Raw genomic sequence first — 13,781 nt, forward strand, 5'->3', positions numbered from 1 at the left:
CTACTCCTCTGTGCTCTGCTTCAGAAGAGCGGCCAACTCGCCTGCCGAAAACCAATATTTCGTATTGCAGAAACGACAAACAAGCTCTGCTCCTCCATCCTTTTCGATCATATCCTCTATCTCGCTTTTCCCAAGGGACAGCACTACTTCCTTAAGCCTCTCTCTGGAACAGTCGCACCTCCATACAGGCTGTTGCTTCTCCAACAGCTCCATATCCATTCCTGCAAAGATTTGTTCGAGCGCGCCGCGCACCCCCTTCGGCAGCATATAAACTGCATAATTGGCAATCTCTCCAGTCCTCTTTTCGATTTCTTTCAACGTCTCTTCGCTGCATCCCGGAAGCGGGCGGACGATCACCCCGCCTGCGTTTACAATGCTCATATCCGTCTCCAGCCATGTGTTTACATAAACGATCGAAGGCTGCTGCTCCGATACCAAAAAGTAATTTGCGATATCCTCTCCGATCCCTCCGGTAAGCACCGGCGTTTTTCCGGTATATGGTTCCCGCAGTCCCAAATCCTTTACTACCGTCACAAATCCCTTCCGTCCAACTGCTCCCTCAATGTCGAACGTTCCCTTTTCATTCGCAGGAAGGTTCACCGCCGGATTTGCCACATATCCTTTCATTCGGAGTTTCGCATCTCCCGCTACCATAATCGTTCCCGCGGGCCCTCCTCCGTTTATCATAAGGGTCAGTTGGTCCTGCTTGTTTTTCAGCATCGAGGCCATCATCGTACCCGCCGCAAGAGCGCGGCCAAGAATGATCGTTGCAACCGGCATCGTGCCGTGTATCTTCCGCGCAGTCTCTGTCATCTCACTGATGTCGCATGCACATACCGATGCTTCATTATTCAGCATCGCCCTTATCAATATATCACCCATGATTCGTTCCTTTCCTGATCGCCTGAAACTGTATCCTCTCTTCCCGTTCCTTTGGCTCCTGTTTTTCTAAAAAGCCATAGGCTCGAATATCTGTAAAGCCCGTTTCACTCAGCATCTCTTCTATTTCCGCACGTTCCCATGCTCTCTGGATATGTTCTTCGTCCTGCCGCTCATAAAGAGACCCCTGCGCGATAAAAAGGGTCAGTTCCATCGTCACCATCCTGTTCTGTTCATCAAAATGATTTTTCCAGAACACCGTCTCCTCTTCCCCGTCGTCGTAAAAGAACTCGTTCCCGATAATATTTTCCAGCTTATAAGCAGAACTGATATCGAACAAGAACAGCCCGTTCTCCTGCAGATTCGTATGAACGCACCGGAAGAAACGTCTGAGCGCGTCTTTGTCCGGCAAATAGTTTACGCCATCGCACGCGCATACTGCCGCCCGGGCCGGTCGGTTCAAAACAAATCGCTCCATATCTCCGCATACGTATTCCACCTGCTGTGCTTTTTTCCTCGTCTTTTCCTGTGCAATAAAGAGCATCTCTTCCACAGCGTCAAGTGCAATCACATGATATCCGGCTTTTGCCAACGGAAGCGTAATATTCCCCGTACCGCAGGCATATTCCAAAATACGTTCTCCCTTTCCTATTCCTTGCTCTTTCAGAAACCCCAACAAATAGTCTGCCCATGTTTCATACGAGACGTCATACATCAGACGGTCGTATATCTGCGCAAGCGCGCTGTATCGTTCAGTCAAATTCGATCACCCTCAGAAAATATTCTACACCATTCAGCAAAGCCTGTTCGTTAAAATCGAATTTTCCCGAATGGAGCGGTTCCTTATGCTCCGGGTCTCCAACACCTATAAATGAATATAACCCCGGAACAGCTCTTTGAAAATTAGAAAAATCTTCCGCCATCATAAAAGGCTTTGCGATCTGCATTTCATCCTTGTCCATCTTTTCTGCAGCCCGTTCAAACAATTCTTTATCGTTGACAACGGCAGGATACGTCATCGGCTCGCGGTATTCATATTTTACTTCATACGCAGCGGAAAACCCCCTCAGCATATCGTTCATCCTTTTCTTTATGCGGTCCATGACCTCCGCTTCGAATGCCCGCATCGTTCCTTCAAGGCGTACGTGCCCGCAAACTATATTCTGCGCCTGTCCTCCCTCTATATGTCCGACTGTGACCACCGCTGTTTCATACGGATCAATATTTCTTGAAACGATGCTTTGTATCCCCATGATAAAATCTGCCGCCGCCACAAGCGCGTCTCTGCCGTCCTGCGGCTTAGCGCCATGGCTCTCTTTTCCATAAATATCGATGATAAAATCGCACATCTGCGCCATGATCGGCCCCGGTTTCGTGCCAACAATGCCAAGCGGCAGATATGGCCACAGATGTATCCCATAGATTTCGTCTACATCAGGCTCCTTGAGCGCGCCTGCCTCGATCATAGGCTGCGCTCCGCCTACCGTCTCTTCTGCCGGCTGAAACAGAAATACATAATTTTTATCCAAACGGTTTCTGGCCTGCGCAATCATACGCGCACATACAAGCGCGACCGCCATGTGGCCGTCATGTCCGCAGGCATGCATCATGCCTTTATTTTTTGAGGCAAATGCACAGCCTGTTTCCTCCCGTATGCGCAGGCCGTCCATATCCGCCCGTATTGCTACGGTTTTCTGTGCGTTCTCCGCCCGGAATACCGCTTTTATGCCCTCTCCGCAAGGCTGCAGGATATCCGGCTCTAACTCCCGGAGATAATCCGTCAGATAGTCCCGCGTTTCGGAAACGTCAAACGAATATCCCGGAATTTTATGCAGATCCCTGCGTACTCTGATCAATTCATCAAATTGCTGTTCTACTGTTTTCCGTATCTTCATTCATTCCGCTCCTTTCCCGCTCCTTGCCACCAATTAAATCATACCGTTTTCAGGTATTTTTCGCAAGTGCCGGGAAAAGTATTTACATGCTGAAAACGATGTTGTATAATGGCAAAAGGACAGACAGAGGCGCGTTACAGCATCAGTACCGCAGGATGACAAGCTCTCGGCGGAGCGGTCGCATCAGGCGGGAAAGGGCTTAACGCCGAAGACGCTATGCACGCCGGGCGTAGCGGTCTGGGGATGCGGTCAATAGCCGTATCACTGTCACCGCTCCGCGGTGTTGCGCTGCTGCTACCAGATAAATCAGGAATGCAGAATGCGGCGCAGCAATGCGCCGTTGTTTTTTGTATAAAGCGGGAGACCGTTAAAATATTTAAAAATGCCGCATGGCGGCAAAGAATAGGAGCTTGAAATGAAAAAGTATAATGTTGCTGTTGTTGGCGCAACGGGTATGGTAGGCAGAAAATTTCTGCAGGTCCTTGAAGAGCGCAAACTTCCGGTAGAAAATTATTATCTTTTTGCCAGCGCGCGCAGCGCCGGAAAAAAGGTTGCATTTATGGGAAAAGAGTATACCGTGGAAGAACTGACGGAAACTTGTTTTGACGGCAAGGACATCGATATCGCCCTTTTCTCCGCGGGCGGCGGAACAAGCGAAAAGTTCGCCCCTGTTGCGGTAAAGGCCGGCGCTCTTGTGATCGATAATTCCAGTGCATGGCGTATGGACCCTAAGGTCCCGCTCGTCGTACCGGAGGTCAATCCCGAGGATATCGCGTGGAACAGCGGCATTATCGCAAATCCGAATTGCTCCACGATTCAGGCAATGGTCGCATTGAAGCCTCTTGATGATAAATACAAAATCAAACGCGTCGTTTATTCGACCTATCAGGCTGTTTCCGGCGCAGGCATGGGCGGATACAGCGATCTTGAGAACGGGATCAACGGTGATGCCCCCAAAAAGTTCCCTTATCCGATCTTTGGCAACTGTCTGCCGCAGATCGATGTATTTGACGAGGACGATTACACCAAGGAAGAGCTCAAGATGATAAATGAGACTCGTAAGATCCTGCATCACGACGATATGCGCATAACGGCAACTACTGTGCGTGTTCCTGTGTTCCACGGGCATAGCGAATCCATCAATGTGGAATTTGAGAAGGATTACGATCTTGACGACCTCAAGAAAACGCTTGCCGACTTCCCCGGCCTCATCGTAATGGATGAAGTAAAAAAGGGAGAAGGCAGCGGTATTTATCCCATGGCGGTCGAGATCGCCGGAAAAGACGAGGTCTATGTCGGGCGTATTCGCCGTGACCGTTCGGTAGAATCCGGTGTGAATCTTTGGGTCGTTGCGGATAATATCCGGAAAGGCGCAGCTACCAACGCCGTTCAGATCGCTCAAAAGTGGATCGACATGCAGAACAAATAAATTTAGCTCATAGGAGATTCAATCATGATCTTTGAAGGTTCCGGCGTTGCTTTGGCAACGCCCTTTACGGAAAATGGAATTTCATACGATACGCTTGAAAAGCTTGTCGAATTCCAAATCGAAAACGGCACCGATGCCTTGATCGCATGCGGCACGACGGGCGAACCTGCCACCATGACGGATGATGAGCAGCGTTCTGTCATCGAATGCGTAGTGAAAACCGCGTCGGGCAGAGTTCCTGTCATTGCAGGCGTCGGCGGCAATAATACGGCTCATGTAATCACCAGTGCCAAAGCCGCGCAGGCGCTTGGTGCGAACGCTCTCCTCGCCGTGACTCCCTATTATAACAAATGCACGAACGCGGGGCTTTTGGCCCATTTTACGGCCCTTGCCGACGCCACCGATCTTCCCGTCATATTGTATAATGTTCCCAGCCGTACGGGAGTCAATATCTCCCCTGCCATTTACGAAAGCCTCTGCTGCCATGAAAAGATAGCGGGAATCAAGGAGGCAAGCGGGAATATTGCGCAGGTTGTTGAAACAGCGCGCCGTATCCGCGGAAAAGCCGCTCTTTACAGCGGAAATGACGATCAGGTGGTTCCGCTGCTTTCTCTTGGCGGCAACGGCGTGATTTCTGTTCTTGCCAATATTATGCCGAAATATGTGCATAACATGGTGCGGAATTATCTTGACGGTAAAATAAGGGAAGCATGCGAGATGCAGCTTGAGATCAATCCTTTGGTGAGCGCTCTGTTTACGGAGGTCAATCCGATTCCCATAAAAACCGCTCTCCGGATGATTGGCTTCGATATGGGGCCGTTCCGTCTTCCCCTCACGGAACTGGAGCAGAAAAATTATGAGAATCTCCTGATGCAGATGCGCAGCTTTGGTCTCTGCGATTAAGAAAGGTCCTAACATGATAAAAGTATTGATCAGCGGCGCGAACGGCAAAATGGGCCAGACGGTCGCCGCTTGCGTATCCGAAACAGAAAATATGGTCGTTGTTGCCGGTGTCGATAAAATGCCGGATATCCGTGAAAATCCGTTTCCTGTATATGGTGATTTTTCACATGTTGTGGAAGCCGTCGATGTTATCATCGATTTTTCACGCCCCGATGCACTGCATGGGCTTTTGGAGTTTGCGCAGAGCAGGCAAATTCCCGCCGTCCTTGCAACTACGGGATATTCCGCGAACGATAAGATGATGATCGTGAAATATGCCGGGCATATTCCGCTGTTCTTCTCGGCCAATATGTCTTTGGGTGTGAATCTTCAAATGGAGCTTTGTAAAATGGCTTCAGAATTTTTAGGCGAAAAATTTGATATTGAGATCATCGAAAAGCATCACAATCAAAAGGTCGATGCCCCCAGCGGCACCGCCCTCGCCATCGCCGATAAGATCAACGGCGTCTTTTCCGGCGAAAAAGAATATATTTACGGCCGTACACCTAAGGTCCGTGCAAAACGCGATCCCCGCGAGATCGGTATTCACGCTGTACGAGGCGGTACGGTCGTCGGCGATCACGATGTTTTGTTTCTTGGCAATGATGAAATCATAGAGGTGCATCACCGCGCTCTTTCCAAACAGATTTTTGCGGAAGGAGCGGTGCGGGCAGCACAATTTATCGCAGGCCGCTCTGCCGGTCTCTATTCCATGGAAGATATCATTTCCGGAAAGAAAATCGTAAGCAGTATTTACGCTGAGGAGGAAAACAATGCGATCGTTACGCTCATCAATGTTCCGCATGATCCTGCCTATATTGCAAACGTGTTTGACATCATTGCCCACAACAGCATCAACATCGATACGATCAGTCAAGCATATCCGCAGAACGGAACTGTTGATATTACGTTCTCAGTTGCAAGCCCTGCGCTCGATGCTGTAAAAGCTGCTTTGGATACAGTGGATGGCTTGGAATATAAAGCGATCTCCGGTATTACGACGCTTGTAATCGAGGGCGATGGTATGGCCCGTCAATATGGCGTGGCCTCCAAACTATTCTCGGCACTTGCCGCAGACCGTATCAAGACCTATATCATAACGAATTCACATACGAGGATTTCTTTCTGCCTGCAAAGTACCGATGTGACCAAAGCAATCAAGGCTGTTACGCAGGCTTTTGACCTATAATCCCCCATCCGGAGGTATACGATCAATTGAAAAACTATGACATAGCTATCATCGGCGGCGGTATCAGCGGAATCATGTGCGCATACCGCCTGACCGATGCCAATCCGGCTCTTAGGGTCGCACTGTTTGAGAAAGGGCACGGGATCACAGGCCGTATTTGCCCCATTATCAAAAAGAAAGCCGATCATTGCATCAAATGTCCATCCTGTGCGATCATGGAGGGTATGGCTGGGGCCGGAGCGTTTTCCGATGGCAAATATGTTATTTCAACAGAATACGGCGGCTGGCTGACAGACTTTCTTCCTCCCGAGACGGTGATCGATTATATCGAGCAGGCAGATAAACTGCTTGTTTCTTTTGGAGCTACTACAGAGCGCTTTATGCCGGATAATACGCTGAAAGCAGAATGTCTGAAATACGATCTTCACATGTCGCAGGCGCAGCTGAAGCATTTGGGCACCGACGAAAACTTTGATACGATGCGCAAAATGATTGAATATATTGCGAAAAAATGTGATATCTACACCGATTCTAACGTGACTGATGTGGATGCCTCGGCACATACCATTTTTGTGCAGACAAGCTCCGGTGATTTGGCATTCAGCGCAAAGGATATCATTTTTGCCGTAGGCCGCGCTGGCAGTCGATTTTTCACACAGTGGTGCAAGAAAAACAAGGTGGGACTTATCAACAATCAGGTCGATATCGGTGTGCGCGTCGAGCTTCCCTCCAGTGTGTGGGAGCATTTTTCCAAGCGAATCTATGAACCTAAGATTTGGTACCGCAGCAAGGGATATGGTGATACGACGCGTATGTTTTGTTTTAATGAACGCGGGAACGTTGTTACGGAAAACACAAGCGGCGTGCTTACCGTAAACGGGCATTCCTATCGTGACCAATCACGCAAGACAGAGAATTCGAATTTTGCCCTGCTTACTACGATTCGGTTCACAGAACCGTTTAAGGAGCCGATCGAATATGCGCGGCATGTCGCCAGTCTGGCTAATCTGATTAGCGGCGACAGCGTACTTGTTCAGCGCTTCGGCGATCTCCTCGCAGGGCGGCGCACAGATGCAAAACGTCTTGCACAGTCTACTACGAGGCCAACTCTCCACGCTGTTCCCGGCGATCTCAGCCTGTGCCTCCCTAAACGGCAGTTGGATAATATCATTGAAACATTATATGCACTTGATAAGATCGCGCCCGGTACGGCAAATTACGATACTCTTCTGTACGGCATCGAATGCAAATATTATTCGGCGCGGCCGCTCGCTCATGATTTCGAGCTTGACGGCTTTGAACATATCTACGCGACCGGAGACGGCGCAGGCTTCACACGTTCCCTTTCGCAGGCAGCTGCAAATGGGTTGTATGTGGCGGATAAGCTCCTTTCTCAAACCATGTGACCGTAATCAGAACTATTATAATAACCCCACCTGCAAAACAGGTGGGGTTATATTCATATACAACCGTTTTTGTTCAAATCATAGAAGTGCGGCTTTTCTTATTTGATGCCAATATCTTTCCGATAATGCGCTCCGTCAAATCTGATTTTCTCTAAGTTGCGGTAAGCTGCTTCCCGCGCTGCCGGAATATCCTTCCCTGCTGCCGTAATACCAAGAACACGGCCTCCGCTAGTATAGAATTTTCCATCCTCCGTTCGTGTACCTGCATGGAAAACAACGACATCTTTGTCAACGGTGTCAAGGCCTTCGATCTGCTTTCCGCTCTCATATTTTTGGGGATATCCTCCCGATGCCATCACAACACATACTGCAGCGCCTTCTTCCCATGCAAGAGATATCCTGTCCAGCGTTCCGTCGATAACAGCATCAATGACCTCCGCGAGATCCGTCTTCAGCAGCATAAAAACCGACTGCGTTTCCGGATCGCCAAGCCTTGCATTATACTCCAATACTTTAAGTCCATTCGGTGTAATCATAAGTCCAAAGAATATAACGCCCTTGAATTCACGGCCTTCCGCATTCAAAGCCTCTACCGTCTTTTCAAATATCTCTTTCTGTGCATATTCCTGCAGCTCAGGCGTGAATTTAGGCGAAGGTGCAAAGGTTCCCATTCCTCCTGTATTCAAGCCTTCATCATTATCGTAGGCTCTTTTGTGGTCCTGAGCGGCTACCATCGGTAAAATCGTTTTCCCGTCACAGAATGCAAGCACAGAAACTTCCGGTCCTGTCATGAATTCTTCTATGACGATTTGTGTTCCTGCTTTGCCAAACTTTTTATCCAGCATGATATCCTGAACTGCCTGCTTTGCCTGAGCAAAATTTTCGCAAATCAGGACTCCCTTTCCCAGCGCAAGGCCATCAGCCTTTACAACGATTGGATAAGACGCACCGGAAAGGTAAGCAGTCGCTTGCTCTGCATCATCGAATACTTCAAAATCTGCGGTCGGTATTGCGTATTTTTTCATCAGCCACTTTGAATAAGCCTTTGACCACTCAATCTCCGCAGCAGACCTTGTCGGTCCGAATGCCCGGATCCCAGCTTCCTGTAAAGCATCCACCATGCCAAGTGCCAACGGATCATCGGGCGCGACAAAGACAAGGTCCATTGCGTTTTCTTTCGCCCAGCTCACGATCCCGTCTACATCATCTGCTTTCAGCGGCACACACGCTGCGATCTGTGCGATCCCGCCGTTTCCCGGAGCACAGAACAATTCCATTTCTTCCTTGCTTTGCTTCAGCTTCCACAGGATCGCATGCTCACGTCCGCCTCCACCGACTACCAATACCTTTTTCATACGCTCGTCTCTCCCGTCTCTTAGTGTCTGAAATGGCGAATCCCTGTAAATACCATGGCGATTCCATTTTCATCGCATTTCCTGATAGAATCCTCGTCACGTATCGAGCCGCCGGGTTGAATGATCGCAGTGATCCCAGCTTTCGCTGCCGCTTCTACGCAATCGTCGAATGGGAAGAATGCATCTGAAGCCATCACCGCTCCCTTTGCCTCTTCTCCACTTCTTTCAAGCGCCATTTCCGCAGCCCAAATACGGTTTGTCTGCCCGGGGCCGATCCCAAGCGTTCCCATGTCCTTCGCGATTGCGATCCCATTGGATTTTACATATTTTACCACTTTGAACGCAAATTCCAAATTTTCCATTTCCTCGTCCGTCGGCTTCCGCTTTGTGACGACCTTAAATTCGCCGTCGAACATCTTGTTGTTCAAGCCCTGCACAAGCAGGCCGCCCAGCACCTTCTTGGTATCCAATCCGTCTTTTGGAAGCGGTGCGGAAATCTCCGGCAAGCGTAAAACACGCAGATTCTTTTTCTGACATAAAATGTCGAGCGCTTCTTTTGTATAGGACGGAGCAACGACGATCTCAAGAAATATCTTGCTCATCTGCGCCGCTGTTTTCTCATCTATCTCCCGGTTGCAGGCCACAATTCCTCCAAATATGGAGACCGGATCGCATTCGTAGGCTTTCATATAAGCGTCGTATACGGTCTCGGCGCTCCCTACGCCGCAGGGATTCGCATGCTTTACACCAACGACAGTCGTTTCCTCAAACTCTCTCAAGCAATCGAGCGCCCCGGCCGTATCGTTGATATTATTAAAAGACAATTCCTTACCGTTCAGCTGCTCCGCGTTTGCAAGACTTCCCGGCACATAAAGCGGTTCCCGATAGAATGCTGCCTTTTGATGCGGATTCTCTCCATAGCGCATCCCCTGCTGCTTCTCATAAGTAAGAGTCAGCTTTTCGGGCAGTTCTTCCGTACCTATCTGCTTCCTCAAATATTGACTGATGAGCGCATCATAGGCTGCTGTGGTTTCAAAGACCTTGGCACACAGCCGGAATTTTGTTTCCCGCGACACTTCCCCTTTTTCTGCAAGCTCCTGCAGCACGGTCTCATAATCGGCGCTGTCCACGATCGACGCAACGTCCTGCCAGTTCTTTGCCGCTGCGCGCAGCATCGTCGGGCCTCCGATATCGATATTTTCTATTGCGTCTTCCAACGTAACATCCGGTTTTGAGATGGTCTGCTTAAACGGATAGAGATTGACAGCTACGATATCGATCGTATCAACTCCCAGCTCCGCAAGCTGCTGCATATGTTTTTCGTTCCCGCGCATTGCGAGAATGCCTGCATGAATCTTTGGATGCAGCGTCTTTACCCGCCCATCAAGGCATTCCGGAAATCCTGTAATATCCGAAACGTTCGTCACCGCTATGCCCGCATTTTCCAATTCTCTCTGCGTTCCGCCTGTGGAGAGTATCTCAAATCCCAATTTTACGAGTCCTTTTGCAAAATCTACGATCCCGCTTTTGTCAAACACACTCAAAAAAGCTTTTTTCGCCATATTATTTTCCTCCAAACTATTTTAAGATTCTAACGGTTCTTCCTTCTACCCTAAGCTTTCCATCTGCCATGAGAGCCACGGCCTTCGGCAGCAATATATGTTCCGTCTCAAGAACACGTGCCGCAAGAGTCTCCGGCGTGTCGTTTTCGAGCACCGGAACTGTTTCCTGCATGATAATCGGCCCGGCGTCCGCCTCTTCGTTTACAAAATGCACTGTTGCTCCGGAATATTTGACTCCATAATCAATGACTGCCTCGTGCACGTGCTTTCCATACATTCCCATCCCGCAAAAGCTGGGTATCAACGCCGGGTGGATATTGATGATTTTATTTTTATAAGCACGTATCGTTTTTGGCCCAACGATATTCAAATATCCGGCAAGCACAACAAAATCAGCCTGATTCCGCTGCAATGTTTTCAAAACCGCTTCATCGAACTCATCCGCTCCGGCAAATTCCTTTTTCTGTACTACTTCAGCCGCAATACCGGCTTTACGTGCACGCTCTATTGCGTAAATGCCCGGCTTTCCGGCAATCAAGCAGCAAATTTCCGCGTTGATTTTCCCCGCTGATACCGCATCGATCAGCGACTGAAAATCCGTTCCGCCGCCGGAAGCCATTACTGCGAATTTCAACATAATTCAACCTTTCCGCTGCCGGGTACGATCTCACCAATCAAAAACGCCTTTTCTCCTGATGCAAGTAATGCCTCGCGCGCTTCTTTTTCATCTTCCGCTTTCACTACAACGACCATGCCAATCCCCATATTGAACGTATTATAGGCATCTTTTTGTGAGAGCTGAGCGTCTTTTACCAGCATATCGAAAATATATGGCATCTCCCACGTCCCAAGCTTGATTTTCGCATCTGCTGTCTTGGGCAGAATACGCGGGATATTTTCGTAAAAACCACCGCCTGTGATATGCGCAATCCCCTTTACAGCTATCTTTTCGATCAGACTTAAAATCGATTTTACATAAATTTTTGTCGGCTCAAGAAGCAGCTCCCCAAGTGTTTTGCCTGCTTCGTCTATCTTTTTTGTTTTCAGGCTTTCATCCATTGCATAGAGCTTCCTGACGAGCGAAAATCCATTCGAATGAATACCCGTAGAACCAAGGCCGATGATTTTATCTCCCGCCGCTATATCGGAACCATTGATAATTTTATTGCGTTCCACGATACCGACGCTAAAGCCTGCAAGATCATACTCTCCCTCCGGATAAAAGCCCGGCATTTCGGCCGTCTCCCCTCCAATCAAAGCACAGCCCGCCTGCGTACAGCCATTTGCGATTCCGCCTACAATATCTGCTGCAACGTCCGGAACAAGCGCCCCAGTCGCAATATAATCCAAAAAGAAAAGCGGTCTTGCACCGTGGCACACAACATCGTTTACACACATTGCTACACAATCGATCCCTACCGTATCGTTCTTATCCATAGCAAATGCCGCTTTTAGCTTTGTTCCCACTCCGTCCGTTCCTGATACCAGTACTTGGCCGTTTCCGATGTCATACATCCCGCCGAATGTTCCTAAATCGGTAATCACATTTTTATCAAACGTCTTTTTCACATGCTCTTTCATCAGCCTTACGGCCTCATATCCGCGTTCCACATCTACGCCGGCATCTTTATAGGTTACTGACATTTTTTCGCTCCTCTACTTTATTCAATCGTCTTTAAGTCAAGCTGCTCTGTCTCTTTCAGAGCTTTCCGAATATCGATCGGATAACATCCGTTAAAACAACCTACGCAAAAATTACATCCCGCTCCTTCCACCGTTTTCAGCAGATCGTCGATCGAGAGGTAATGCAGCGTATCCGCTCCAATGATCCTCCGTATCTCCTCCACGGAATTTTTGGACCCAATCAGCTGGTCATGGGAAGGTGTATCGATCCCGAAAAAACAGGGACATACGACCGGCGGAGAGCTGATCAGCATGTGCACCTCCCGCGCCCCTGCGAGCCTCAGCATTTCTACGATCTTACGGCTCGTTGTGCCGCGGACGATAGAATCATCGATCAAAATCAACCGCTTCCCATGCACATTTCGTTTCATGGCATTCAGCTTCAGCTTTACGCCGCGTTCCCGAAGTGCCTGTGACGGTTGAATAAACGTGCGCCCGACATAGCGGTTTTTTGCCAATGCTTTCGCATAAGGTATCCCGCTTTCCGCTGCATAGCCCGATGCGGCCGGTGTTGCCGAATCCGGCACATCGCTAACAAGGTCCGCCTCGATCGGAAAAGCCTGTGCAAGCCTTGTTCCCATGTTTTCCCTTGAACGGTATACACTGATCCCATCAATATCTGAATCCGGTCTGGCAAAATAGACATACTCAAATACACACAATGCCGTTTCCATCGACGATTGGGCCTGATAAGACTTTAAACCATTCTTATTAACAACGACGATCTCACCCGGCCGGATATCCCGTACGAATTCCGCATCGATCGCATCGAATGCACACGATTCAGAGGCTACTACATAATTGTTGTCAAGTTTCCCTAACGCAAGAGGGCGAATGCCTAACGGGTCACGGACTGCAATCAATTCATCCTGTGTCATAATGACAAGCGCATAAGAGCCTTTTACGACCCTCATCATTGCAGTGATCGCTTTTAAAATCCCTTCTTTCGATTGCCGTGCAATCAGATTTGCCATGACTTCCGTATCAAGAGTGGTCTGAAAAATAGAGCCTTCCTCTTCCAGCCGCTCCCGTAAAACACTGCTGTTGATCAGGTTGCCGTTATGTGCAAGCGCAAGTCTCCCGCCGCGGTACGACATAACGAGGGGCTGTGCGTTTCCCGCTCTACTGTCCCCCGTTGTTGAATACCGCACATGGCCGATCCCGATATGTCCTCCCAATAGTTTCCCAAGATTATCCTTGAACACCTCAGAACACAAGCCCATTCCCTTATGGAATTTAACGTCTTTTCCATCTGTAACGGCAATTCCCGCGCTTTCCTGTCCTCTGTGCTGAAGCGCATAAAGTCCTACGTAGGCCGCCTCTGCCGGGTCGTAACGCTGATCGTCCATAAAGATCCCAAATACGCCGCATTCTTCCGGCATCACATCGTCCTTTGGTTTCCAGCGGTCATATTGACAGGATGTGAGCTTACACATAGATG

At 49.1% G+C, this 13,781-nt stretch carries 12 protein-coding genes, 1 pseudogene and 1 riboswitch; of the genes and pseudogenes, 5 read left to right on the plus strand and 8 right to left on the minus strand.

Going from position 1 to position 13,781, the window contains the following annotated elements; all coding sequences use genetic code 11:
• From hslO to PUP29_RS02840, 3 genes are read right to left on the minus strand one after another with little or no spacing between them, the layout of a single operon-like run.
• On the minus strand, positions 1 to 882 hold the full coding sequence (gene hslO / locus PUP29_RS02830; RefSeq protein ID WP_079547338.1) for an Hsp33 family molecular chaperone HslO: 882 nt from the start codon (positions 880 to 882) through the stop codon (positions 1 to 3).
• A complete protein-coding gene (locus PUP29_RS02835) occupies positions 875 to 1,639 on the minus strand; it encodes a class I SAM-dependent DNA methyltransferase (protein ID WP_079547337.1) in 765 nt (254 codons plus the stop codon). The genes hslO and PUP29_RS02835 overlap by 8 nt, the downstream gene beginning before the upstream one ends.
• Complete coding sequence (locus tag PUP29_RS02840; protein ID WP_079547336.1) at positions 1,632 to 2,774, minus strand: M20 metallopeptidase family protein; 1,143 nt, start codon at positions 2,772 to 2,774, stop codon at positions 1,632 to 1,634. Before PUP29_RS02840 ends, PUP29_RS02835 begins: the two co-directional genes overlap by 8 nt.
• Before the next feature lie 116 nt (positions 2,775 to 2,890).
• Positions 2,891 to 3,073: riboswitch (Lysine riboswitch) on the plus strand.
• Positions 3,074 to 3,189: 116 nt separating this feature from the next.
• Here PUP29_RS02840 and PUP29_RS02845 point away from each other — a divergent pair.
• The 5 genes and pseudogenes from PUP29_RS02845 to PUP29_RS02865 all read left to right on the plus strand — a co-directional run bounded on the left by PUP29_RS02845 (position 3,190) and on the right by PUP29_RS02865 (position 7,740).
• A complete protein-coding gene (locus tag PUP29_RS02845) occupies positions 3,190 to 4,203 on the plus strand; it encodes an aspartate-semialdehyde dehydrogenase (protein WP_079547334.1) in 1,014 nt (337 codons plus the stop codon).
• Between the two features lie 21 nt (positions 4,204 to 4,224).
• Positions 4,225 to 5,106 (plus strand): 4-hydroxy-tetrahydrodipicolinate synthase, encoded by an 882-nt coding sequence (gene dapA / locus PUP29_RS02850; RefSeq protein ID WP_079547333.1) that lies wholly within the window; start codon positions 4,225 to 4,227, stop codon positions 5,104 to 5,106.
• A 13-nt stretch (positions 5,107 to 5,119) separates the two neighbouring features.
• Positions 5,120 to 5,875: pseudogene (gene dapB, locus PUP29_RS02855) on the plus strand (4-hydroxy-tetrahydrodipicolinate reductase); the annotation flags it as partial.
• Positions 5,858 to 6,334, plus strand: coding sequence for an ACT domain-containing protein (locus PUP29_RS02860; protein ID WP_353424047.1), 477 nt, complete (start codon positions 5,858 to 5,860; stop codon positions 6,332 to 6,334). The pseudogene dapB and the gene PUP29_RS02860, both read left to right, overlap by 18 nt.
• Before the next feature lie 26 nt (positions 6,335 to 6,360).
• On the plus strand, positions 6,361 to 7,740 hold the full coding sequence (locus PUP29_RS02865; protein WP_079547331.1) for an NAD(P)/FAD-dependent oxidoreductase: 1,380 nt from the start codon (positions 6,361 to 6,363) through the stop codon (positions 7,738 to 7,740).
• 98 nt (positions 7,741 to 7,838) lie between these two features.
• Here PUP29_RS02865 and purD read toward each other — a convergent pair whose 3' ends face one another.
• From purD to purF, 5 genes are read right to left on the minus strand one after another with little or no spacing between them, the layout of a single operon-like run.
• Positions 7,839 to 9,095: a phosphoribosylamine--glycine ligase gene (gene purD, locus PUP29_RS02870; RefSeq protein WP_079547330.1), complete on the minus strand. Its 1,257-nt coding sequence runs from the start codon at positions 9,093 to 9,095 to the stop codon at positions 7,839 to 7,841.
• A gap of 20 nt (positions 9,096 to 9,115) precedes the next feature.
• On the minus strand, positions 9,116 to 10,657 hold the full coding sequence (gene purH / locus PUP29_RS02875) for a bifunctional phosphoribosylaminoimidazolecarboxamide formyltransferase/IMP cyclohydrolase (protein ID WP_079547329.1): 1,542 nt from the start codon (positions 10,655 to 10,657) through the stop codon (positions 9,116 to 9,118).
• Positions 10,658 to 10,673: 16 nt separating this feature from the next.
• The gene (gene purN / locus PUP29_RS02880; RefSeq protein ID WP_353424048.1) at positions 10,674 to 11,291 is read right to left on the minus strand and encodes a phosphoribosylglycinamide formyltransferase; all 618 of its coding nucleotides are present in this window, start codon (positions 11,289 to 11,291) and stop codon (positions 10,674 to 10,676) included.
• A complete protein-coding gene (purM, locus tag PUP29_RS02885) occupies positions 11,288 to 12,301 on the minus strand; it encodes a phosphoribosylformylglycinamidine cyclo-ligase (RefSeq protein ID WP_079547327.1) in 1,014 nt (337 codons plus the stop codon). Before purM ends, purN begins: the two co-directional genes overlap by 4 nt.
• A gap of 17 nt (positions 12,302 to 12,318) precedes the next feature.
• On the minus strand, positions 12,319 to 13,776 hold the full coding sequence (gene purF / locus PUP29_RS02890) for an amidophosphoribosyltransferase (RefSeq protein ID WP_079547326.1): 1,458 nt from the start codon (positions 13,774 to 13,776) through the stop codon (positions 12,319 to 12,321).
• Between the last annotated feature and the right edge of the window lie 5 nt (positions 13,777 to 13,781).

The organism is Christensenella massiliensis, assembly GCF_040409835.1.
Classification (GTDB): Bacteria; Bacillota; Clostridia; order Christensenellales; family Christensenellaceae; genus Christensenella; species Christensenella massiliensis.